Here is a 21,572-nt window from a genome sequence, read left to right on the forward strand (position 1 = left end):
TGACTATAAAATCCCTGTTTGCCGAACCGAACAGGAGGGCTGCAAGCTAATGGAGCCGCGTTACATCAAACTGACCAAAATATTGCTGAGCGATATTTCGTGCGGCGCCTATCCCGTTGGCAGCAGCCTTCCGACCGAGCTCGAACTCGCCGAAAAGTATAAAGTCGGCCGCGGAACCGTGCGCGCCGCGCTCGAGCAGATTGAAACGCTGGGCTTGATTTCCCGGCGCAAGCGGGCCGGCACACGGGTCGAGTCGGCAAGCCCCCGTTCCACGGAATACACCCCGACGATTTCCACCATAGAAGAACTGGTGCAATACGGCACCAATGCCGAACGGGTCATCCACGGTATCCGGAACATCGTGATCGACGTGGAAATGAGCGCGCGCCTTGGCTGCCCGCCCGGCACCCACTGGATGGAGATCCAGACCGCGCGCATGAACCCGCTCGCGCCAGCCTACCCGGTGGCATGGTCCCATGTTTATATCAAGGCGGCCGACGGCGCCAAGATACGCCGGCTATTGAGGCAGAAGCAGAGCCTGATCTGCGATCTCGTTTGCGAAGCCACGGGCTCCATCGTCAAGGAAATCCGCCAGACCGTCAGGGCGGTGGGCGTGCCAGCCGAGCTGGCGCAGAAAATGGGCACCAAGCCGGACGCCCATGCGCTTGAATTCCTGCGCCAATACTACGACCAATCGGACAATCTGATCGAGGTCGCGGTCAGCATCCAGCCGGCCGACCGTTTTAGCTATACAACAGTCTTGCAGCGCCAGCTAGCCGGTTCCGCAACGGTTTGATGGCTTTTGCGAACTGCCGCTGAAAACCCCAAGCCCGTCGGCTTATTCATATTGATCCGTGGCGCGGCAGGAGGGGCTCGAACCCCCGACCCCGGGCTTAGAAGGCCCGTGCTCTATCCAGCTGAGCTACTGCCGCGTTGTCCATCGCGGAGCGCGCATTTTAGCGCGTCGAGCGGAAAAGCGGAAAAGCCTCTGTTATCGCCCACTTGAAAGCGATTTTTCGGGCGGATTCGCACCGCCATGCCGCGGCCGAGTCGCCGTTACGCCACACTGTTTACAATAGGTAGCGTAAACCATCCAGCCTAATGCTACAGTTTTCCGCGTATCAATAAAAATCCTAAATTATCAATGATCTGTTTCCCCAGAACCACGCAGCGCTTTCTTCAAATCACCGCCCTGCTGGGCTGGGTGCTGATGGCCGCAACGGCTTCGGCCGGCATCACATACAGGCTGGACCGGCCGCAGGCGCTGCCCGGCGAAAGCGTACAGGTCATCGGCCTTTTGTTCAACGATACCGACACCGCCATAACCTGGACGGCGCCCAAGAATCTGGTCTTGCAGTGGCGCAATCAGGACGGGCAGGCCATACGCAGCCTGGCCTACCTGGCCACGGACAGCGGGCAGGCCAATGTGCCGGTCAATAATTTCGTGAAGTTCGCGTGGCGCGCCGTGGTGCCCACCGGCGTCCAGGGCTTGCAAGCCGTCAGCATCGAAGGCGAAGCCGCGCTGTTGGCGCTGGACACCAGTCCGCTCGAGAAAAGCCCCATATCGGGCACGCCCGCGCACGGGCCTATTGTCGACGCGGGCGCGGCCCAGGGCCGGCAGCGGGAAGATCCCGCCCTGCCGGCCAACGTCGCGGCGGCGACGGGCGCGTCGCTCACTCAGGGGCCGGCGGTGACTTCCACGGCGACCCAGGGCGCCGCCCCTTCGGCGTTCGACAATTTCCGGAATGCGATTTCCCCCTACGAGCCGATTTATTTCGACCTGGGCCATGAAGACGGACGCAATGCGCGCTACCAGGTCAGTTTCAAGTATCGGCTTTTCACTCCGAACGACCCGGCCAATCCCGGATTCGAAGACAATCTCTATCTTGGCTACACCCAGACCGCCTTGTGGGACCTGCACTCGGATTCGCACCCCTTTGTCGACACCTCGTTCAAGCCCAGTGTTTTCTGGCGCAAGGACGCCATCTGGCAATCGGCCAGCAAAGACTGGTTCGTGGGATTCGCCAGCGGCGTCGAGCATGAATCCAACGGCAAGAGCGGCGACGATTCGCGCGCGCTCAACTTCGGCTATATACAGCCGGAATTCAATTACCGTTTCGACGGCGGCAGCACGCTGACGTTCGCGCCGCGCGTGAAAGCCTATTTCGGCGTGTCCAACAACCCGGACTATGCCGATTACGCCGGCCACATGGACTGGAAGCTGCGCTGGGCCCAGGATAACGGCCTGGTCCTGTCGGGCATGTACCGCCAGGGGCGCGAAAGCCGCAGCACCACGCTGGTCGAAGCGGCCTGGCCCTTGCGCCGCACCTTCCTCAATATGAACGGCTATCTGCACGTCCAGTATTTCAAGGGCTATGGGGAAACCGTGCTGGGCTACAACCACAAGAGCGCGCCGCAGGTTCGCATAGGGCTGGCGCTGATTCCATGACGCCGCGCTGAAACGCCAGGGCCGGTCGCCTATTGCCGTTTGCGCGCCACCGCGCCCGCGGCATGGCTTTCGCCGTCGCTGTCGCAGGCATGGATCAGGAACTGTCTGAAAACATCGACCAGGCCGCAGGGCTTCTGTTTTTTGGGCCATAGCAGGCCGACATCCATGGGCGCCACGGGGTCGCTGATCGGGATCGCGATGATCTTCTTGCCCTCCAGAGACCAGGGCCGATACACCAGGTCCGACAATATCGACACGCCAAAGCCATATGCAACCAGGCCGCGCAAGGCTTCGAGCGAGCCGGTGCGCATCGCCACCTTGAGCCTGGCGCCGGCGGCGCCCCAGTGGCGGATGGCCGCGGCGTCCGCATCGTCGACGGTCAATAGTATGTAGGGGCACTGCGCAAGCTCCGACAGGCTTACCGCCGCCTGCTCTGCCAGGGCATGATTGGCCGCCATCCATGCGCGGCGGCGCGAACGCACGAGCAGGTGGTGGCCGTAGCGCTGCCGGGCCTCGATATTGGAGAGCAGCCCTATCCCAAGGTCTATGGTTTCATCGGCCAGGGCTTGCTCCAGCGCCGGGCGGTCCATATCGACCAGATCGATTTCCACCTGCGGGTAGCTGCGCTTGAAGCGGCTCAGCAGATCCGGCAGGAAGTAGCCCAGCACCGTGTAGGTGGCCGCCAGGCGTATGGTTCCAGTGGCCGTTTGCGGAAGCAGGCTGGCATGGCGCATGGCGTCATTGACCGAGTCCATGACATGCCGCGCATGGTGGAAGAACACCTGGCCCTCGGGCGTGAGCACGACGCCGTGCGGCAGGCGCTCGAACAGGCGCGCCTTCAACTGCCTTTCCAGGCTTTGCACGGCGCTGGTGATGGCCGATTGCGATACATGCTCCGACACGGCCGCCGCGGAAAACTGGCCTGACGTCGCGGCGGCGATGAAGTACCGGAACTGCCTCAGTGTGACTTCGCTCTTCATTGGTTTTTCAGATACCTGATAGCGGAAAAATTGATTTTACGATAGCGGCGTTAACCCATACACTGGGTAAAGGTCCGCGCAAAGCCGGATCATTCCAGAATACAGATTATTCCTACAGGAGACAGCCGAGATGAACGCTCCCCGAGATCAGGCGGTGCTGGCGGCACTGGCCAAGGTATCCCTCGACGACAAGTACACGCTGGAACATGGCCGCGCCTACATGAGCGGCACGCAGGCCCTGGTGCGCCTGCCCATGCTGCAAAAGGCCCGCGACCAGCGCGCCGGCTTGAATACGGCGGGTTTTATCTCGGGCTACCGCGGCTCTCCCCTGGGCGCGCTGGACCAGGCCTTGTGGAAAGCCAAGCAGCATCTGAGCGATAGCGATATTGTCTTCCAGCCGGGCCTCAATGAAGACCTCGCCGCGACTTCGGTATGGGGAACGCAGCAGGTCACCCTGTACCCCGACGCCACCCGCGACGGAGTGTTCGGCATGTGGTACGGCAAGGGGCCCGGCGTCGACCGCTCCATGGATGTGTTCAAGCATGCGAACTCGGCCGGCACGGCGCGCCATGGCGGAGTGCTGGTGCTGGCCGGCGACGACCACGGCGCCAAATCTTCCACCCTGGCGCATCAGTCCGAACACGCCTTGCAGGCGGCGGGCATCCCCGTCCTCTATCCTTCCAATGTCCAGGAGTACCTGGACTACGGCCTGCACGGCTGGGCCATGAGCCGCTACTCGGGATTGTGGGTCGCCATGAAGTGCGTCACCGAGGTGGTCGAATCCACCGCCTCGGTGGACATCGATCCCGATCGCGCCCGCATCATCATTCCTGAAGATTTCATGCTGCCGCCCGATGGACTGGGCATACGCTGGCCCGATCCGCCGCTGGCCCAGGAGGCCCGCCTGATCGACTACAAATGGTATGCCGCCCTGGCCTACACGCGCGCCAACAAGCTCAACCGCGTGGTGATCGATTCGCCGCGCGCGCGCTTCGGCATCATGACGGCCGGCAAGGCATACCTCGACACGCGCCAGGCGCTGGCGGACCTGGGGCTGGACGAAAACACCTGCGCGCGCATCGGCATACGCCTGATAAAGATAGGCTGTGTATGGCCCTTGAACGCGCAGGACGCCCGCGAATTCGCGACCGGCCTGGAGGAAATCCTGGTCGTGGAGGAAAAGCGCCAGATACTGGAATACGCGCTGAAAGAAGAACTCTACAACTGGCGCGACGATGTGCGGCCCAGGGTGTACGGCAAATTCGACGAGAAAGACCATGCCGGCGGCGAATGGTCGATTCCGCGCGGCCAGTGGCTGTTGCCCGCGAGCGCCGAGCTGTCGCCGGCGCTGATCGCGCGAGCCATCGCCAGGCGGCTCGAAAAGGCCGACTTGCCCGCCGAGGTGCGCGCCAGGATCGCCGCCCGTATCGCCATTGTCGAAGCCAAGGACCGCGAGCTGCAGAAGCCGGCCGCCACCGCGGAACGCAAGCCCTGGTTCTGTTCGGGCTGTCCCCACAACACCTCGACCAAGGTGCCGGATGGGTCGCGGGCGCTGGCCGGCATCGGCTGCCATTACATGGCCATCTGGATGGACCGGAAAACCGAGACCTTCAGCCATATGGGCGGCGAAGGGGTGGCGTGGATAGGGCAAAAATCCTTCACCCGGGAAAAGCATGTTTTCGCCAACCTGGGCGATGGCACGTATTTCCATTCCGGCGTCCTGGCGATACGGGCGTCGATCGCGGCCAACGCCAACATCACCTACAAAATCCTGTACAACGACGCGGTCGCCATGACCGGCGGCCAGCCCGTCGACGGCGTATTGAAGGTCGGCGACGTCATTGCGCAAGTCCACGCCGAGGGCGCCCGCAAGATCGTGGTCGTCACCGACGAGCCGGAAAAGTTCCGGGGCGTCGCGCTGGCGGGCAATCCGCCCGTCCACCATCGCGATGAGCTGGACCGCGTGCAGCGCGAGCTGCGCGAAATCGAAGGCACGACCGTGCTGGTCTACGACCAGACCTGTGCCACCGAGAAACGGCGCCGCCGCAAGCGCGGCGCTTATCCCGACCCGGCCCGCCGCGTTTTCATCAATGACGCGGTCTGCGAGGGCTGCGGCGATTGCTCGGTCAAGTCCAATTGCCTGTCGGTCGAGCCGCTGGACACGCCCGCCGGCACCAAACGCAAAATCAACCAGTCCTCCTGCAACAAGGACTTTTCCTGCGTCAACGGTTTTTGCCCAAGCTTCATCACCGCCGAGGGCGCGCAGATCAGGCAGCCCGCGCCGCAAGAGGCGGATAGCGGCGGCATGGCCAATACCGGCCTGCCGCAGCCCGTGCTGCCTGCCATCAGCGGCACCTACGGCATACTGGTCACGGGCATAGGCGGAACCGGCGTGGTCACCATAGGCGGCCTGCTGGGGATGGCGGCGCACCTGGAAAACAAGGGGGTGACGGTGCTGGACATGGCCGGCCTGGCGCAGAAAGGCGGCGCGGTGCTCAGCCATGTGCAGATCGCCGCCCATCCCGCCGATATCCATGCCACCCGCATCGCGACGGGCGAGGCCGAACTGATCATAGGCTGCGACGCCATAGTCACCACGTCGCCCGAGGTCTTGTCCAAGGCGCAGAAGGACCTGACCCGGGCGGCGGTCAACAGCGCGCCGATTCCCACGGCCGGCATCATCCACGATCCCAAGTGGCGGTTTCCCGCGGCGGCGGCCGCGCAGGACCTGGCCGGGGCGATAGGCAAGGATTGCGAATTCCTGAACGCCAACGCCCTGGCCGTCAAGCTTCTGGGCGACGCGATCTATGCGAACCCGCTGCTGCTGGGCTATTCCTGGCAGAAAGGCTGGATACCGCTGTCGCATGAAAGCCTGGCGCGCGCCATCGAGCTCAACGGCGTCATGGTGGAAAAAAATCTGTCGGCCTTCGAATGGGGCCGCGCCGCGGCGCATCACGGCGCCGGAGCGATCGCGCCGGACCTGGCCGGCAAAGAAGCCGCGGCGACCGTCATCGCCATGCCGGAGACGCTGGACAGGCTGGTCCAGCGCAATGTGCAATGGCTGACCGCATACCAGGACGCCGCCTACGCGCGGCGCTATGCGCAAGCCGTCGAGCTGATCCGCGCGCGCGAGACCACACTGCGGGAGGCCGCTACGCGGGAAACCGCCGCGGCGCCGGCGGGCAAGGGCTTGCGGCTGACCCGCGCGGTGGCCGTGAACCTGGCCAAGCTCATGGCCTACAAGGACGAGTATGAAGTCGCCCGCCTGTATACGGACCCGGCGTTCAAGGAAAAGCTGCGCGCCCAGTTCGAGGGCGAGCCCGGCCGCGACTACCAGTTGCATTTCCATCTGGCGCCCCCGCTGTTGGCCAGGCGCAATGACCAGGGCCAACTGGTGAAGAAGAAATTCGGGCCGTGGATGCTGCCGGTGTTCAAGGCGCTGGCGCGGCTCAAAGGCTTGCGCGGCACGGTTTTCGATGTGTTCGGCAAGACGCGGGAACGGCGCCAGGAGCGCGAGCTGGTGCGCGAATATTTCGAGCTGGTCGACGAGCTCGCGCGCACCCTGACGCGGCGCAATCTTGCGGCCGCCGTCGAACTGGCGGCGCTGCCGGACGATATCCGCGGCTTCGGCCATATAAAAGAAAAGAGCCTGCTGGCGGCCAAGGCGCGGCGCCGCGAATTGCTGGCGAGCTACCGCGATGCGGCGCCATTGGGGCGGGTCGCCTAGCGGCGCCCGCCGCGCCGGCGGGCGCCCTACAGCGCCAGGTAAGAACGGCGGACGTCTTCGTCGGCGGCCAGCTCGTCCATGCTGCCGCTGTAGCGGACGGCGCCTTTCTCCAGCACATAGGCGCGGTCGGACACCAGGCCGGCGAAATGGATATTCTGCTCGGACAGCAACACACTGGCGCCGCGCGCCTTGAGCGTCAATATCATCTGCGCCATCTGCTCCACGATCAGCGGCGCCACCCCTTCCGAGGGCTCGTCCAGCAGAAGCAGATAAGGATTGCCCATCAGCGTTCGCGCCACGGTCAGCATCTGCTGTTCGCCCCCGCTCATCGCGCCGGCGGGCCTGTCCTGCATGCCCTCCAGATTCGGAAACAGTTCGAAGACAGCAGGCAGGGACCAGTTCAAGCCGGGCCGGCCATCGGGCCAGGTCCGGGGCCGCTGGCGGCCTGCCATGAGGTTTTCCTTGACCGTCAGTTCGGTGAAGATGCGCCGGTCCTCGGGCACATAGCCCAGGCCCAGGCGCGCCACTTCGTATGGCTGCCGCTTTTCAAGCGCCTGCCCCATGAACCGGACCTGCCCGTTGCGCTTGGGAACCAGGCCCATGATGGCCTTGAGCGTGGTGGACTTGCCCGCGCCGTTGCGCCCCATCAGCGCAACGACCTCGCCCGGCCCGACCTGGAGGCTGACGTCGTGCAGGATGTGCGCCGCGCCGTACCAGGCGTTCAGGCCGGCCAGCGACAGCAAGGGCGGCGGCGCGGCCCGTTTGCGGTCGTCGTTCATGGCGGCGTGGCTCCGGGCGCCAGGGTTTCAAACGTCTTGCCCGTGCCGAAATAGACTTCCTGGACCTTGGGGTGGGCGCGTATCTGCTGCGCGCTGCCCTGGGCGATCAACTGGCCGCGCGCCAGCACGATGATGCGGTCGGCGTAGGCAAAGACCACGTCCATGCTGTGTTCGGTGAACAGCACCGCCATATCGTTTTGCAGGACCAGGCTTTTCACCAGGGCCACCAGGGCGTTGCGCTCGGCCGGCGCCATGCCGGCGGTGGGCTCGTCCATCAACAACAGCCGCGGCTTGCCGGCCAGGCTCATGGCCAGTTCCACGCGCTTGACGTCGCCATAGGCCAGCTCGCTGCAGGGACGGCCGGCCTGGCTGCCCATGCCGACCTGTTCCAATAATCGCAAGGCTTCGTCGCGGTGGCGGCCGATCGCGGGGCGCCAGAACGAATACACTTGGCGATGGTGCGACAGCAAGGCCATCTGGACATTTTCCAGCACGGTGAACGATGCGAACGTGGCGGCGATCTGGAATGTGCGCCCTATGCCCTGGTGGGCAATGCGGCGCGATGGCATACCCAGCAGTTCGCGCCCGTCGAACCTGACGGAGCCCGAGCTGGCCGGCAACTGCCCGCCCATCATGTTGAAAGTGGTCGACTTGCCCGCGCCGTTGGGGCCTATCAGCGCCAGCAGTTCGCCGGCCTCCAGGTCGAAGCTGATGTCGTCGACGGCCGTGTTGCCGCCAAAACGCTTGGTCAGGTTGCGCACCGCCAGCAGGCTCATATCCGCTTTCCCTTGCCTTGCATCAGCATGCCGCAATAACCGGCGATCCCTTGCGGGAAGGCCAGGACGATCAGCAGGATGACCGCCCCGAACAGGGCGCGCCAGTATTCGGTGACGCCTACGAAATAGTCCTGCAGCATCGTAAAGCTGGCCGCGCCCACCACCGGCCCGAACAAGGTCTGTATGCCGCCCAGCAGCACCATGACCAGGCCGTCCACCGACTTGCCCACGGTAATCACTTCCGGCGACGTGCTTCCCTTGGAAAAGACATAGAGCCCCCCCGCCAGGCCGGCCAGCAGGCCCGCCACGATGAAGGCCGTCCACTGGACGCCCTTGACATCGATGCCGATGGCGTCGGCCCGCAGGGCCGAATCGCGGGCCGCGCGCAAGGCATGGCCGAAAGGCGCGAAGGCCATGCGCCGCACAGCGAAAATCGCCAGCAGCGCCAGGGCCAGGGTGAAATAGTAATAGGCGCCGCCGGAAAGCCATCCCTGCGGCCATATGCCGATTATGCCGTTGGAGCCGCCGGTGACCGCGTCCCATTGATAAACGATGGACCAGACGATCTGCGCGAAAGCCAGGGTCAGCATGGCCAGGTACACCCCCGAGAGCCGGATGCAGAACCAGCCGAACACCGCCGCGGCGAGACCCGCCGCCAGGGGCGCCGCGAATATGGCCGCGCCCATGCCCAGGCCCGCCGACTTGAACAGCAAGGCCGCGCCGTAGGCGCCGATGCCAAAGTAGGCGGCGTGGCCGAAGGAGGCCATGCCGCCCAGCCCCATCATGAAATGCAGGCTGACGGCGAACAATACCGCCACCAGGATGTCCTGGGCCAATACCGGAGCATAGGGAAACGCGCCGGCCAGCAAAGGCAGCGCGGCGAACACCGCGACCAGCGCCACGGCCAGCCATTTGAACGCCGCGCCGGCGGCGCTCAGCGGCGCCTGCGGCGCGCCGGCATGGCGGATGGCCGCCAGCGGCTTGCCGCGCAGCCCCCAAGGGCGGAACACCAGCACGAAAGCCATGAAAATGAACTCCACCACCAGGGTCAGCTTGGGGAAGGCGATGCTGACGCCGGCGATCTCCATGACGCCCAGGGCAATGCACAGGGCCTTCAATTCCGCGATGATCAAGGCGGCCAGGTAGGCGCCGGGAATGGAGCCCATGCCTCCCACCACCACAACGACGAAGGCATCGCCGATGACGCTCAAGTCCAGCATCAGGCTGGCGGGTTGCCGGGGAATCTGTATGGCGCCGCCCAGGCCCGCCAAAAAAGCGCCCAGGGCGAACACGCCGGTGAACAGCCAGGCCTGGTTGACGCCCAGGGCGCCGAGCATTTCGCGGTCCTGAGTGGCGGCCCGTATCAGGGTGCCCCAGCGGGTGCGCGTCAGCAGCAGCCACAAGGCCAGCAGGACGGCGGGGCCGATGACCATCAAGGCCAGGTCGTATACCGGAAGATAGCGGTCGAAGATCTGCACCGAGCCGCTCAAGCCCGGGGCCAGCGGCCCCAGCAAATCGTCGGGCCCCCACAGCCACAGGGCGGCGTCATTGAAAACCAGCACCAGCGCAAAGGTGGCCAGCAATTGGTACATCTCCGGCGCCTTGTACAGGCGCCGCAGCAGCGCCATTTCCACCAGCGCGCCCAGCGCGCCCACCACGAGCGCGGCGGCAATCAGGCTGGCCCAGAATCCGTAAGAGTCCTGCCCCCAATGCTGCACAATGGAATAGGCAATGTATATGCCCAGCATATACAGCGAGCCATGCGCGAAATTGACGATGCGGCTGACGCCGAAGATCAGCGAGAGGCCGGCGGCCACCAGGAACAGGGAGGACGCCTCCGCCAGGCCGTTCAGGAACTGAACGATAAAGCCGGTAAGATGCATGGGGTTACCGCGCCCGGCGGCGCGGCGCGCCAAGGCGCATCAATCGGCCGAGGCGGGCCGCCACTGCCGGACCTGCTCGTCGGTGGGTTGAACGCTGGCGCCGTCGACATATTCGAAATCGGTCATGATGCCCTTGCCGTCTTCAAGGCCCAGCGTGCCGACGTAGGCGCCCATGGTGGACTGATGATCGATGCCGCGGTACATGATGCGGCCGAAGGGCGTATCCACTTCCAGCCCCTTGAATGCCTGGACCAGCGCTTCCGTATCGGTCGAGCCGGCCTTCTTGATGCCGGCGGCCAGAGACAGGATGGCGTTGTAGCCCACGATGGTGCCCAGGCGCGGATAATCCTTGTAGCGGTCCTGGTAGGCTTTCAGAAACTTGCCGTGCTCGGGCGTGTCGATGGCGTACCAGGGATAGCCCGTCACCACCCAGCCCACCGGCGTTTCCTTGCCCAGCGCGTCAAGATATTCCGGCTCTCCGGTAAGCATGCTGACCACCGGCAGGCCCTTGAAGAAATTGCGCTGCGTTCCCGCGCGCACGAACTTCGCCAGGTCGGTGGCGAACAATACATTGAACATGGCGTCGGGCTTGGCGTCCGCCAGGGCCTGCACCACGCTGCCCGCATCGATCTTGCCCAGCGGCGCGGCCTGCTCCGCCACGAACTCGACATCCGGCTGGGCTTGCTTGAGCAGCGTCTTGAAAGTGGCCACCGCGGACTGCCCGTATTCATAATTGGGATAGACGATGGCCCATCGCTTCTTGTTCATTTTCACAGCGGCGGGAATCAGCATGGCCACCTGCATATAGGTGGAATTGCGCAAACGGTAGGTGTAGTGGTTGCCGTCAGCCCAGACGATCTTGTCGGTCAGCGGTTCGCTGGCCAGGAAAAACATTTTCTTGTGCTTGGCGAAGTCGGTTACCGCCAGGCCGATATGCGACAGGAAGGTGCCGGTCAGGACATCGACCTTGTCGCGCGCCAGCAGTTCCTCGGCGGCGCGGACCGCGTCGCCGGGGTTGGAGTTGTCGTCGCGGACGATGAGCTCCAGCGGCTTGCCGTTCACGCCGCCGGCCGCGTTGATCTGCTCGACGGCAAGCTCCATGCCCTTTTTGTAAGGCCCGAGGAAGGCGGGCTGGGTTTTATAGCTGTTGAGCTCGCCTATCTTGATGGTGTCTTGCGCCCAGACGGAGGCCGCCGTGGCCAAGGCCGCCACGCCCAATAACTTCGCATAAACCTGGGGGGAGTGCATATAGATTCCTGTGCTGGACCGTGCAAAAAGTAACGCAATAAATTGTACGCAATATAGACGGACCGGGAGCGGCAGCCATTACACTACGCCCTACCGACTTTTCATGAACCACCCATGCGCGACCTGACCCTGATTTTTATCATATCCAGCCTATGCCTGCTGACGCTGAGCCGATGCCTGTTGGCGGCCTGGCAATGGCGGCGGGTGAAACAGGGCGGCGGCATGCTTCCGATATTGAAAGGCGGCCTGCGCATCGATGCCCACCAGATAGCCATCATCGCCGGCATTCCGGCCATTCTTGCGCCATGGATAGGGCATTTCCCGCTGGCCGTGGCGATTACCGGCTGGTGGTTCCTGCTGGCCTGGCTGCTGCTGGTGCTGCTGGAAGTCTCCACCCCGCAGTTCATCCACGAATATGATACCCGGCCCAACCGCATTTATGTGGAATACCTCAAGCACCCGCATGAAGTCTTCGGCATGCTATGGAAGGGCTACAAGGCGGTCATTTTCGGCGGCGTGGCGGCGCTGGCGCTGTTCGCCTGGCTGGGCCATGCGCTGTTCATCGGCGCCGCGGCCGACGGCGCCATGCTGTGGTGGCTGCGCCCGATAATTTCCCTTGCCGCCGCGGCCCTGACCTTTCTGGCGATACGCGGGACGCTGGGCCACCGGCCCATCAACCCGTCGACGGTGGCCTATTGCGGCGACAGCATGCTCAACGCCCTGCCGCTCAATTCGCTCTATAGCGTGTCTTACGCCGTCTACAGCATGAAAAACGAGCGCTCGGCCGAAGACGTATACGGCAAGATGCCCGCCGGCGACATGAACGACATCGTCAGGGGCTGCGCGGATATCGGGCCCGGCCCCGCCGCGATTCCCACCCTGCACTTGCAGGAACCCCGCTCCAAACGGGCGCGTCCGCTGAACGTCGTCATGATTGTCCAGGAAAGCCTGGGCGCGCAATATGTCGGCAACCTGGGCGGCGCCAATCTCACCCCCTGCCTGGACGAACTGGCCAGGACGGCATGGAACTTCACGCGCGCCTACGCCACCGGCACACGGTCGGTGCGCGGGCTGGAAGCGGTGGTGGCCGGATTTCCGCCCACGGTGTCGGACGCCGCGCTGCGGCTTTCCGGTGCCCAAAGCAATTTCTTCACCATGGCCCAGGTGCTCAAGCAGCATGGCTACCGTTCACGCTTCATTTATGGCGGAGAAGCCCATTTCGACAATATGAAAAGCTTCTTCCTGGGCAACGGCTTCGACGACCTTTACGATCTGCCCACCTTCAAGAACCCCGCCTTCGTGGGCACCTGGGGCGCCAGCGACGAGGACATGTTCAGCAAGCTGCACAGCCTGCTCGATGCCACGCCTGAACAACCAACGTTTACGCTGGCATTCTCGGTCAGCAATCATTCGCCGTGGGAATATCCCGGCGGCCGCATCGACCCCGAAGGCGACCCCGCCACGGTGGAAAACACGGTGCGCTATGCGGACTGGGCCATGGGCCACTTCTTCGACCGCGCCAGGGAATCGGACTACTGGGACAATACCGTATTCCTGATAGTGGCCGACCATGATTCCCGGGTCGGCGGCGCCAGCCTCGTGCCCTTGCGCCACTTCCACATCCCGGCGATGATCCTGGGCGCCGACGTGGCGCCGCGGCGCGACGGCCGCCTGATCAGCCAGATCGATCTGCCCCCGACGCTGCTGTCCATCATGGGCCTGCGCTGCGAGCACCCGATGATAGGGCAGGACCTCACGGGTAACGGCGGCGGCCGCGCCATGATGCAGTACGGCGACAACTATGGCTATCTGCAGGGCGACCAGTTGGTCGTGCTGGAGCCACACCGCGAGGCAAGCCAGTACCGCTACGAGGCGCCGGCAAACTACACCCCTGTGCCGGCGGACCCGGGCCTGGCGCGCACGGCCCTGGCCCACGCCTTGTGGCCCAACTGGGTCTACCGCAACCAGGGCTATACGCTGCCGCATCTGCGCCCCAAAAGCTAGGCCGGGCCCGCAGCGGGCCGCGCGGAGGCTAGGCGTGCGTGATGCGGGTGCCCAGCACGGCCAGGAATTGCGCCATCCATGCGGGATGGGCGGGCCAGGCCGGGGCCGTCACCAGATTGCCGTCGGTATGGGCTTGGTCTATGCCGATTTCCGCGTAGTTGCCCCCAGCCAGGCGCACTTCCGCCGCGCACGCCGGATACGCCGAGCAAGTGCGGCCTTTCAGGATGCCGGCCGCGGCGAGTATTTGCGCCGCATGGCACACGGCCGCAATAGGCTTCCCGGCCGAGTCGAATTGCCGCACGATTTCCAGTACCCTTTCGTTCATGCGCAGGTATTCCGGCGCCCGCCCGCCCGGGATGACCAGACCATCGTAGTCGTCCACGTCGACCTGGTCGAAATCGTGGTTCAGCGCAAAGCGGTGGCCCGGCTTTTCGCTGTAGGTTTGCGCGCCTTCGAAATCGTGAATGGCGGTGGCGACCGTATCGCCCGCCTTCTTGTCCGGGCACACCGCATGCACCGTATGCCCGACGGCCAGCAATGTTTGAAACGGCACCATTGTTTCGTAGTCTTCGGCATAGTCGCCGACCAGCATCAACAGTTTTTTGCTCATGATTCGTCCCGTCCTGGTTTTGCCCGATTGATGAATTCGCCGCCACAACAGCCCTGCCGCGGCGCTCTCGCCGGCGGTTCGCCGACTGCGCCATATTCAATCCAAACCAATAAAAAAACAAGCGGGCCCGAATAATTACAAACAGCTGAATTTTTATAACTGCGCGCAAAATCGGCAAAAAAATCGACAAAACATCTCTATAATCACTTTTTTATTATTGGATGCCTTCTAATGGAGTTGCTGCTTGACCCCACCATGTGGGTCGGCTTGTTGACACTGGTCGTCCTGGAAATCGTTCTAGGCATCGACAATCTGATTTTCATCGCCATTCTGGCGGACAAGCTTCCGCCCGCGCAGCGCGACCGGGCCCGCGTCATCGGCCTGTCGCTGGCGCTGATCATGCGCCTGGCCCTGCTTTCGGGCATCTCGTGGCTGTTCAAGCTTACCGAACCGTGGTTTTCCCTCGGCCCCCTGGCCTTCTCCGGACGCGACCTGATCCTGATAGCCGGCGGCTTCTTCCTGGTGTTCAAAGGCACCATGGAAATGCACGAACGCGTGGAAGGCAAGGCCGCGAGCCTGTCGGGCTCGCGCATGTATCCCAGCTTCTGGGTGATCGTGACGCAAATCGTCGTCCTGGATGCGGTGTTCTCGCTGGACGCGGTCATCACGGCCGTCGGCATGGTCGACCGGCTCGAAGTGATGATGGCCGCGGTGGTCATCGCCATCGGCATCATGCTGGTCGCCTCCAAGCCCCTGACCCGCTTCGTCAATGCCCATCCCACCGTGGTCATACTGTGCCTGGGCTTCCTGCTGATGATAGGCTTCGCCCTGGTCGCCGAGGGCTTCGGCTTCAAAGTGCCCAAGGGCTATCTGTACGCCGCCATCGGTTTTTCCGTGGCCATCGAAACGCTCAACCAGGTCGCGCGGCGCAATCTGCTGAACAGGAATGCGCCCCGGCCCATGCGGGAACGCACGGCGGAAGGCATCTTGCGCATGCTGGGCAAGCGCCCGGTATCCGCCGACGAGGCCGGCGACAACATCGCGCCGGGCCAGGGCGACACCCCTTTCGCCGCCGAAGAACGCAATATGGTCAGCGGCGTGCTCAGGCTGGCCGACCGCAACGTGCGTTCCATCATGACGCCGCGCACCGACATCACCTGGATAGACCTGAACGACGACCCGGAATCCATACGCAAGGAAGTCAGCAGCACCCCGCATGGCTTTTTCCCGGTATGCCGCGGGTCCCTCGATGACATCGTCGGCATAGGCCGCGCCAAGGACATGATCGCCGATCTCATCGTGCACAAGGCGCTGAATGCAAAAAGCTTCCGCCCGGCCATCATCGTCCACGAAACCGTGCGCATCCTGGACCTGATGGAAACCCTCAAGGCCGCGCGCGGGCAACTGGTCATCGTCATCAATGAATTCGGCACCGTCGAAGGGCTGGTCACGCCCATCGATGTCTTCGAAGCGATCGCCGGCGACTTTCCCGACGAGGACGAGACGCCCGACATCATCGCCGACGGCAAGAACCGCTGGATCGTCGATGGCGCCACCGACATGCATCATTTCGAGCAGACGCTGGACATCGAAGGCCTGATGGAGGAGTCCGACGAATACAGCACCGTGGCGGGGTATCTGCTGCGCCAGTTCGGACGCCTGCCCGAAGTGGGCGACGACATCACGCTCGCGCAGGCTCACGGCGAATACCATTTCCGCATCCTGCAACTGGAGGGCCGGCGCATCGCCAAGGTAAGCGTCGAGCGGCGCGCGGTGGACGGCCAGGACAGCGCCCACTCCGCCCACGCGGCCTGACTCCTTTCTGTGTTATAGTAGCTGGCTGTCGTGAGGCAGTGAATAATTCGGGGCGTAGCGCAGCCTGGTAGCGCATCTGGTTTGGGACCAGAGGGTCGAAGGTTCGAATCCTTTCGCCCCGACCAATTCGTAGCAAGGAAATCAAGGGTTTACGCAAATCGCGCGTAAGCCCTTTTTCTTTGCGCGTAAGTTTTCGATAAAATCGGCCCATCTGTGTCCATCCCGGTCCTGCTCCACTATGTTCAAACACTCAACGAAGCACGCCAAGACTGATTGGCAGCGAGTCAGGCAAGAAGCGGCGTATGCGAAGCCGATTCCGTTTGACCCCGCGACTGACCCCTACGACCCTAACGACGAGCAGGCCACTGCCGAGTATCTGGAAGCCGCAACCGTGACAGTCCGGGGGCCCGGGCGGCCCAGGGTGCCGGTCAGGCGCCCGGCGCTTACCATGCGGATGGACCCGGATCTGCTCGAACGCTTACGGGCATCGGGCAAAGGCTGGCAAAGTCGCTTGCATCAGCTCATCCGCGAGGCGGTGGACAAAGGCAAACTCTGACCATGTCAAAGACATTGGCCCCGAGCCTATTGCGGTGCCAAGCGCTATCAGATGAGGCACACGCCTGACAATTCATTCAAGCCGACACCGCTTGGAGGCGCGGCTTGACCAAAGCTTTAGCCAAAAGAAGGAGCGCGCCATGGCAACGGTGTACAAATCAAAGATCGACTGGTGGCTTGCCGTCATTATTCTGGGCACAATGGCCGCATCCGCTTGGGCGAGTGTCAAAATCATCTTGACAGGCTCGCCGTCCATATGGATATGGTGCGTAGCTTTTCTGATTGCCGGTATTGGCGCAGGCCTGCCATTATGGCTACTGCTCAGTACTGATTACACCCTTGATTCCAGGCATTTACGCATAAAGAGTGGGCCGTTCAAATGGCGTGTCGCAATTGCCGATATTGCCAGCATCGCGCCAACTTCAAATCCACTTTCCAGTCCGGCGCTGTCGCTTGACCGGTTACGGATAGATTATGGCCTCGGCTCCACAATCATGATCTCGCCGCGCAACAAAGAGCAGTTCATTCAAGAACTAGAGACCCTGCGTCGCGATGACTAAGCATTCATTCCAGCGGATCATGGACGAGCCATTTGTCTCTTGTCGACTCCCCGTCTCATCGTGACTTGTACGATGGATACATGTTGCGGCTGGAAGAAGGTCGGGAAGTTCTGCTCATCTCCTCAAACGAATCTTAAAATCAGTCGCCGCTACGGCGTTCCTGGCGCAGGTCGGCCCATTTCAGCAGCGCGTCAAGCGCCGGGCAGAGCGCCTGGCCCCAATCGGTCAAGCCGTATTCCACCTTCGGCGGCACCTGATGGTGGACGATGCGCCGAACGACGCCGTCTGATTCCATCTGGCGTAGCTGCTGGATCAGCATCTTCTGCGTGATGGCAGGGATCGCCCTTTCGAGTTCGGAGAATCGCAGCAAATTGCCGCCGAACAGATGGAACAGGATGACCAGCTTCCACTTCCCTTCGAGAATCTTGAGCGCCTGCTCGACACCGTCGGCGGCCGAAGTGGGTGTCCATGCTTTTCCCATACTTTTTATTTTCGCCTTACTTTTTATTTTCGCCTTACTTTTTAGTGCGTACCTTACTTTTTCGTGTGTTCTTGTTATTTTCGGAGTTTACATTCATCCTTCCAACTTGCCAATTCGGATCGCGCACGGCGATCCGATCATTCACGAAGGAGCTGTCCGCATGTCTATCAATCTCCCAAAGCCCATAGGCACCTATTTCGCCGCGGACAGTGGCGACAGCGAGGCTGTCGCCATGTGCTTCACCGAGAACGCCGTCGTGAAGGACGAAGGCCGCAGCTACAGCGGCTTAGCCGCCATCAAGCAGTGGAAAGCGGATTCCTCAAAGAAATATACCTACACGAGCAAGCCCTTCGCTTGCGAAGACAGGGAAGGCAAAATCATGGTCGCCAGCCGGGTGACCGGCAACTTCCCCGGCAGTCCCGTCGATCTTCGATACTTTTTTGGCCTCGAAGGCGACAAGATCGCATCCCTGGAAATCATCATATGAGCGTCAGAGGCCGCCATGGCGGCAGGATCGGTTCCAGAGGAGGCGCCGGAAGATGTTATCTACGTCGCGGCCGATTTGACTGCAGCGGATGGGCGCCGCGGGCCGCGGCGGCGCGATGAATCAAGCCAGCACCTTCCCCGGGTTCATGATCCCCAGCGGATCCAGGGCCTGCTTGATGCGCCCCATCAGCTCCAGCTCCAGCGGGCTTTTATAGCGGCGCAGGTCGTCGACCCGCCGCTGGCCTATGCCTTGCTCGGCGCTGATCGAGCCGCCGCTGGCGTGCACCCGGTCATGCACCAGCGCCTGGATCGCGCTTTCCATGGCCGCGAATTGCTCTTTGCCCGCGCCGCCCGGGCCCAGCATGTTGTAGTGCAGGTTGCCGTCGCCCAGGTGGCCGAATACCATCAGGCGCAGGCCCGGGTAGGACTGCCGCAGGATGGCATCGGTCTCGTGGACGAAGTCCGCCAATTGCGACACCGGCAATGAAATGTCGTGCTTGATGCAAGGGCCGGCCGCGGCCAGGGCCAGGGTGATGGTCTCGCGCAGGTGCCAGAAGGCGGCGCTTTGCGCCTCGGAGCTGGCCACCGCGACATCCAGCGCTTCGCTGGCTTCCAGGGCCGGCGCAAGCACCGATTCGAACCTGTCCTGGGCATGCGCCTCGCTTTCACTGTCCGACAGTTCAAGCAAGGCGTACCAGGCGGGCCGGGGATGCATCGGACCGAACGGCAGACGTTGTTCGGGAAAGACGCCGGTCACCAGATCGAGACAGTCCGCGGACATCACTTCGAACCCCGTCAGCGCCGCGCCAAACCCGCCGCGCGCGCGGTTGAGCAGCGCGGTCGCCGCATCGAGGCCGGCCAGGGCCAGCAAAGCCGTGCGCCGCGCGCGCGGCAGCGGGAAAAGCTTCAGGGTCGCCGCGGTAATCAGGCCCAGCGTACCCTCGCTGCCAATATACAGGTCGCGCAGGTCGTAGCCGGTATTGTCCTTGCGCAGGCCGCGCAGGCCGTGCCAGATTTCGCCTTGCGGCGTCACCACTTCCAGGCCCAGGGTCAGTTCCCTGGCGTTGCCGTAGCGCAGGACCTGCGTGCCGCCGGCATTGGTTGCCAGGTTGCCGCCGATGAAGCAGCTGCCCTGCGCGCCCAATGACAGCGGAAACAGCCTGCCCGCCTGCATTGCGGCCTGCTGGACGGCCTCCAGGACGCAGCCGGCTTCGACGGTGATCGTATCGTTCTGCGTATCGATGCCGCGGATGCGATTCAGGCGCTGCATGTTGATGACCACAGCAAGCCCTGTGCCGTCCGGAGTCGCCCCGGCCACCTGGCCGGTGTTGCCCCCCTGGGGAACGATAGGGGCGCGGGCCTGGGCGCACAAGCGGACGATTTGCGCCGCCTGCGCGGCGTCCCGCGGCCGGACCACCGCCAGCGCGCGGCCGGTCGCGTGCCGCCGCCAATCGGTCAAATAAGGCTGGGCGTCCGCGCCCGTCAATACATTAGCCGCGCCGGCGCAGCCTATCAATGCATCGACCAGGCTCATGCGCCGCCCCGCGCCGGCGCCACAGGCGTCAATAATATGCCGTGCTCGAAGAACGACACGACGTTGTCGAAGACCAGCTGCGTCATGCCGGCGCGCGTCTCGCGGGTGGCGCTGCCGACATGCGGCATGAGCGCGACCTGGTCCATATTCTTGAAAGCCTCCGGCACCGCGGGCTCGTGTTCCAGCACATCGAGCCCGGCGCCGCCCAGCTCCCCGGCGCGCAACGCGGCCTCCAGCGCGGCCTCATCGACCACGGTTCCGCGGGCGATGTTGACGAGGATGCCGCGCGGACCCAGGGCGCGCAAGACATCGGCATCGACCAGATGGCGCGTGGCCGCGCCCCCGGGGCAGGCCACCACGAGGAAGTCCGCCCACTGCGCCAGCTCCGCCAATGACGCGACATAGCGGTAGGGCGAGTCGGGGCGGGCATGCCGGTTGTTGTAGCCGATTTCCATATCGAAGCCCGCGCCGCGCCTGGCGATCGCCGCGCCGATGCGCCCCATGCCGAGTATGCCCAGCTTCTTGCCCGACACCCGGGTGGACAGCGGGAACGCGCCGATGCTGCGCCATTGCCCTTCTTTGACATACCGGTCGCCGACCGCGGTTTGCCGCGCCACGGCAAGCAGCAGGGCCCAGGCCAGGTCCGCCACGCAATCATCCAGCACGTCGGGCGTATTGCTGATCAGCACCCCGCGCTGCGCGGCGGCGTCCACGTCCAGGGTCTCGTAGCCGACGCCCCAGCTGCAAGCCGCCTGCAACGCGGGCATTAGTTCGATCTGGCGGCGCGACAGGCCGGCGCGCACCGACGTCACGGCGACGCGGCTCGCCCCCGCATGTTGCGCCAAGGCCTCCAGCGGCTCCGCGCACTGCCAAAGCGGCAGCACGCGAAAGCGCGCCGCCAGCCGCGCATCGAAGTCCTCGCCCAGCGTGGCGACCTGCACGACCTCATAGGCGCCGGCGCCGCTCATTGCGCTTTGGCCGGGATATAGTTGGCGGCGGCCGCCGCATCGGCGAATGACAAGCCGCCGCGTATGCCCTGCTCCACCTGCTCGTCCACTTCCAGCGCATGCTCGGCCGCTTCGAGCACTTGCGCCAGGCGCGCGCGCGGAACGACCACCATGCCGGTGTCGTCGCCGACCACCAGGTCTCCTTGCGCGACCGCAATGCCGCCTATCGTGACCGGGCCGCCCATTTCCTGCAGCTTGAGCCGGGTCTTGCCGGTCAACGGCGTCACGTAGCGGCTGGCCAGCCAGAGGCCGGTGGCCTGGATTTCGTCGACATCGCGGCAGGCGCCGTCTATCACCACCGCCGTCGCCTCGCGCCGGGAGGCCGCCAGCGAGGCTATCCCGCCAAAAGTCGAGATGGCCGCGCCGCCGGCGTCGACCATCAATACCTTGCCCGGCCCGGTGGCCGCGACCAGCCGCCCCACGGCAAAATCGGAACGATCGAAGTCGCCCAGCTTGCCCCATACGTGGCGCGCGGTGACGGCAAAGCCGGCGATGCGGCCCGCGCCGCCGCGCCGCGGCACGCCCTGCACCACGCCCTGGATGCCCAGCGCATCCAGGGCGTCCGACCATGTGCTGGAGGCAATAGCGGCGCAGCGTGCCAAAAGGTCTTGGTGGTCTTCACTCATATCGAGCTCCTGAACAAATTGAATATCGATGGCTGATGGCCGTTGGATGGAG

At 63.8% G+C, this 21,572-nt stretch carries 18 protein-coding genes and 2 tRNA genes; 9 read left to right on the plus strand and 11 right to left on the minus strand.

Annotated features, from left to right (window positions below):
* Positions 1 to 49: 49 nt before the first annotated feature.
* The gene (locus tag BUB23_RS17110) at positions 50 to 796 is read left to right on the plus strand and encodes a GntR family transcriptional regulator (protein WP_073105201.1); all 747 of its coding nucleotides are present in this window, start codon (positions 50 to 52) and stop codon (positions 794 to 796) included.
* Positions 797 to 855: 59 nt separating this feature from the next.
* Here BUB23_RS17110 and BUB23_RS17115 read toward each other — a convergent pair.
* Positions 856 to 932: transfer RNA gene (locus BUB23_RS17115), tRNA-Arg, on the minus strand.
* 212 nt (positions 933 to 1,144) lie between these two features.
* Here BUB23_RS17115 and BUB23_RS17120 point away from each other — a divergent pair.
* Positions 1,145 to 2,449 carry a phospholipase A gene (locus BUB23_RS17120; protein ID WP_073105205.1) on the plus strand — a complete coding sequence of 435 codons (1,305 nt, stop codon included), beginning with the start codon at positions 1,145 to 1,147 and terminating at the stop codon, positions 2,447 to 2,449.
* A gap of 29 nt (positions 2,450 to 2,478) precedes the next feature.
* Here the strand turns inward: BUB23_RS17120 and BUB23_RS17125 are convergent, their stop codons facing one another.
* Complete coding sequence (locus tag BUB23_RS17125; protein ID WP_073105207.1) at positions 2,479 to 3,429, minus strand: LysR family transcriptional regulator; 951 nt, start codon at positions 3,427 to 3,429, stop codon at positions 2,479 to 2,481.
* 130 nt (positions 3,430 to 3,559) lie between these two features.
* Here BUB23_RS17125 and BUB23_RS17130 point away from each other — a divergent pair, with 130 nt between their 5' ends.
* Entirely contained in the window at positions 3,560 to 7,156 is a 3,597-nt protein-coding gene (locus BUB23_RS17130; protein ID WP_073105211.1) for an indolepyruvate ferredoxin oxidoreductase family protein, read from the plus strand.
* 26 nt (positions 7,157 to 7,182) lie between these two features.
* On the opposite strand, the gene BUB23_RS17135 is transcribed toward BUB23_RS17130, so the two are convergent.
* The 4 genes from BUB23_RS17135 to BUB23_RS17150 are packed head-to-tail and all read right to left on the minus strand — an operon-like array spanning position 7,183 to position 11,842.
* Positions 7,183 to 7,935: an ABC transporter ATP-binding protein gene (locus BUB23_RS17135; protein ID WP_073105213.1), complete on the minus strand. Its 753-nt coding sequence runs from the start codon at positions 7,933 to 7,935 to the stop codon at positions 7,183 to 7,185.
* On the minus strand, positions 7,932 to 8,711 hold the full coding sequence (locus BUB23_RS17140) for an ABC transporter ATP-binding protein (RefSeq protein ID WP_073105215.1): 780 nt from the start codon (positions 8,709 to 8,711) through the stop codon (positions 7,932 to 7,934). The genes BUB23_RS17135 and BUB23_RS17140 overlap by 4 nt, the downstream gene beginning before the upstream one ends.
* On the minus strand, positions 8,708 to 10,594 hold the full coding sequence (locus BUB23_RS17145) for an ABC transporter permease (RefSeq protein WP_073105217.1): 1,887 nt from the start codon (positions 10,592 to 10,594) through the stop codon (positions 8,708 to 8,710). The genes BUB23_RS17140 and BUB23_RS17145 overlap by 4 nt, the downstream gene beginning before the upstream one ends.
* Positions 10,595 to 10,633: 39 nt before the next feature.
* Positions 10,634 to 11,842, minus strand: a complete 1,209-nt coding sequence (locus BUB23_RS17150) for an ABC transporter substrate-binding protein (protein ID WP_073105218.1) — start codon at positions 11,840 to 11,842, stop codon at positions 10,634 to 10,636.
* 114 nt (positions 11,843 to 11,956) lie between these two features.
* Between BUB23_RS17150 and BUB23_RS17155 the strand changes: the two genes are divergently transcribed.
* Complete coding sequence (locus tag BUB23_RS17155; protein ID WP_073105220.1) at positions 11,957 to 13,846, plus strand: LTA synthase family protein; 1,890 nt, start codon at positions 11,957 to 11,959, stop codon at positions 13,844 to 13,846.
* Positions 13,847 to 13,874: 28 nt separating this feature from the next.
* Here the strand turns inward: BUB23_RS17155 and BUB23_RS17160 are convergent, their stop codons facing one another.
* Complete coding sequence (locus BUB23_RS17160) at positions 13,875 to 14,456, minus strand: DJ-1/PfpI family protein (RefSeq protein ID WP_073105222.1); 582 nt, start codon at positions 14,454 to 14,456, stop codon at positions 13,875 to 13,877.
* A 231-nt stretch (positions 14,457 to 14,687) separates the two neighbouring features.
* On the opposite strand from BUB23_RS17160, the gene BUB23_RS17165 reads away from it, so the two are divergent.
* From BUB23_RS17165 to BUB23_RS17180, 4 genes are all read left to right on the plus strand, one after another.
* A complete protein-coding gene (locus BUB23_RS17165) occupies positions 14,688 to 16,271 on the plus strand; it encodes a TerC family protein (protein WP_073105223.1) in 1,584 nt (527 codons plus the stop codon).
* A 48-nt stretch (positions 16,272 to 16,319) separates the two neighbouring features.
* Positions 16,320 to 16,396, plus strand: a tRNA-Pro gene (locus BUB23_RS17170).
* A 113-nt stretch (positions 16,397 to 16,509) separates the two neighbouring features.
* Positions 16,510 to 16,827 carry a BrnA antitoxin family protein gene (locus BUB23_RS17175; protein ID WP_073105225.1) on the plus strand — a complete coding sequence of 106 codons (318 nt, stop codon included), beginning with the start codon at positions 16,510 to 16,512 and terminating at the stop codon, positions 16,825 to 16,827.
* A gap of 139 nt (positions 16,828 to 16,966) precedes the next feature.
* Complete coding sequence (locus tag BUB23_RS17180; RefSeq protein ID WP_073105633.1) at positions 16,967 to 17,386, plus strand: PH domain-containing protein; 420 nt, start codon at positions 16,967 to 16,969, stop codon at positions 17,384 to 17,386.
* A gap of 139 nt (positions 17,387 to 17,525) precedes the next feature.
* Here BUB23_RS17180 and BUB23_RS17185 read toward each other — a convergent pair whose 3' ends face one another.
* Positions 17,526 to 17,867, minus strand: a complete 342-nt coding sequence (locus tag BUB23_RS17185; RefSeq protein WP_073105228.1) for a winged helix-turn-helix transcriptional regulator — start codon at positions 17,865 to 17,867, stop codon at positions 17,526 to 17,528.
* 160 nt (positions 17,868 to 18,027) lie between these two features.
* Here BUB23_RS17185 and BUB23_RS17190 point away from each other — a divergent pair, with 160 nt between their 5' ends.
* Positions 18,028 to 18,354, plus strand: coding sequence for a nuclear transport factor 2 family protein (locus BUB23_RS17190; protein WP_073105230.1), 327 nt, complete (start codon positions 18,028 to 18,030; stop codon positions 18,352 to 18,354).
* Between the two features lie 120 nt (positions 18,355 to 18,474).
* On the opposite strand, the gene BUB23_RS17195 is transcribed toward BUB23_RS17190, so the two are convergent.
* Genes BUB23_RS17195 through BUB23_RS17205 form a run of 3 tightly spaced genes read right to left on the minus strand, consistent with a single transcriptional unit; the run spans position 18,475 to position 21,520 of the window.
* Positions 18,475 to 19,887, minus strand: a complete 1,413-nt coding sequence (locus BUB23_RS17195; RefSeq protein WP_073105232.1) for an FAD-binding oxidoreductase — start codon at positions 19,885 to 19,887, stop codon at positions 18,475 to 18,477.
* Entirely contained in the window at positions 19,884 to 20,855 is a 972-nt protein-coding gene (locus tag BUB23_RS17200; RefSeq protein WP_073105235.1) for a 2-hydroxyacid dehydrogenase, read from the minus strand. Before BUB23_RS17200 ends, BUB23_RS17195 begins: the two co-directional genes overlap by 4 nt.
* Positions 20,852 to 21,520 (minus strand): RraA family protein, encoded by a 669-nt coding sequence (locus BUB23_RS17205; RefSeq protein WP_073105237.1) that lies wholly within the window; start codon positions 21,518 to 21,520, stop codon positions 20,852 to 20,854. The genes BUB23_RS17200 and BUB23_RS17205 overlap by 4 nt, the downstream gene beginning before the upstream one ends.
* Between the last annotated feature and the right edge of the window lie 52 nt (positions 21,521 to 21,572).

It is taken from the genome of Pollutimonas bauzanensis (genome assembly GCF_900129885.1).
Lineage (GTDB): Bacteria > Pseudomonadota > Gammaproteobacteria > Burkholderiales > Burkholderiaceae_B > Pollutimonas > Pollutimonas bauzanensis.

Bases quoted from the DNA above. Each gene is read 5' to 3' on its own strand.
- BUB23_RS17110 (WP_073105201.1), top strand. From the start codon at position 50: ATGGAGCCGCGTTACATCAAACTGACCAAAATATTGCTGAGCGATATT.
- BUB23_RS17155 (WP_073105220.1), top strand. From the start codon at position 11,957: ATGCGCGACCTGACCCTGATTTTTATCATATCCAGCCTATGCCTGCTG.
- BUB23_RS17165 (WP_073105223.1), top strand. From the start codon at position 14,688: ATGGAGTTGCTGCTTGACCCCACCATGTGGGTCGGCTTGTTGACACTG.
- BUB23_RS17160 (WP_073105222.1), bottom strand. From the start codon at position 14,456: ATGAGCAAAAAACTGTTGATGCTGGTCGGCGACTATGCCGAAGACTAC.
- BUB23_RS17125 (WP_073105207.1), bottom strand. From the start codon at position 3,429: ATGAAGAGCGAAGTCACACTGAGGCAGTTCCGGTACTTCATCGCCGCC.
- BUB23_RS17145 (WP_073105217.1), bottom strand. From the start codon at position 10,594: ATGCATCTTACCGGCTTTATCGTTCAGTTCCTGAACGGCCTGGCGGAG.
- BUB23_RS17195 (WP_073105232.1), bottom strand. From the start codon at position 19,887: ATGAGCCTGGTCGATGCATTGATAGGCTGCGCCGGCGCGGCTAATGTA.
- BUB23_RS17180 (WP_073105633.1), top strand. From the start codon at position 16,967: ATGGCAACGGTGTACAAATCAAAGATCGACTGGTGGCTTGCCGTCATT.
- BUB23_RS17205 (WP_073105237.1), bottom strand. From the start codon at position 21,520: ATGAGTGAAGACCACCAAGACCTTTTGGCACGCTGCGCCGCTATTGCC.
- BUB23_RS17150 (WP_073105218.1), bottom strand. From the start codon at position 11,842: ATGCACTCCCCCCAGGTTTATGCGAAGTTATTGGGCGTGGCGGCCTTG.
- BUB23_RS17120 (WP_073105205.1), top strand. From the start codon at position 1,145: ATGATCTGTTTCCCCAGAACCACGCAGCGCTTTCTTCAAATCACCGCC.
- BUB23_RS17200 (WP_073105235.1), bottom strand. From the start codon at position 20,855: ATGAGCGGCGCCGGCGCCTATGAGGTCGTGCAGGTCGCCACGCTGGGC.
- BUB23_RS17190 (WP_073105230.1), top strand. From the start codon at position 18,028: ATGTCTATCAATCTCCCAAAGCCCATAGGCACCTATTTCGCCGCGGAC.
- BUB23_RS17135 (WP_073105213.1), bottom strand. From the start codon at position 7,935: ATGAACGACGACCGCAAACGGGCCGCGCCGCCGCCCTTGCTGTCGCTG.
- BUB23_RS17130 (WP_073105211.1), top strand. From the start codon at position 3,560: ATGAACGCTCCCCGAGATCAGGCGGTGCTGGCGGCACTGGCCAAGGTA.
- BUB23_RS17175 (WP_073105225.1), top strand. From the start codon at position 16,510: ATGTTCAAACACTCAACGAAGCACGCCAAGACTGATTGGCAGCGAGTC.
- BUB23_RS17185 (WP_073105228.1), bottom strand. From the start codon at position 17,867: ATGGGAAAAGCATGGACACCCACTTCGGCCGCCGACGGTGTCGAGCAG.
- BUB23_RS17140 (WP_073105215.1), bottom strand. From the start codon at position 8,711: ATGAGCCTGCTGGCGGTGCGCAACCTGACCAAGCGTTTTGGCGGCAAC.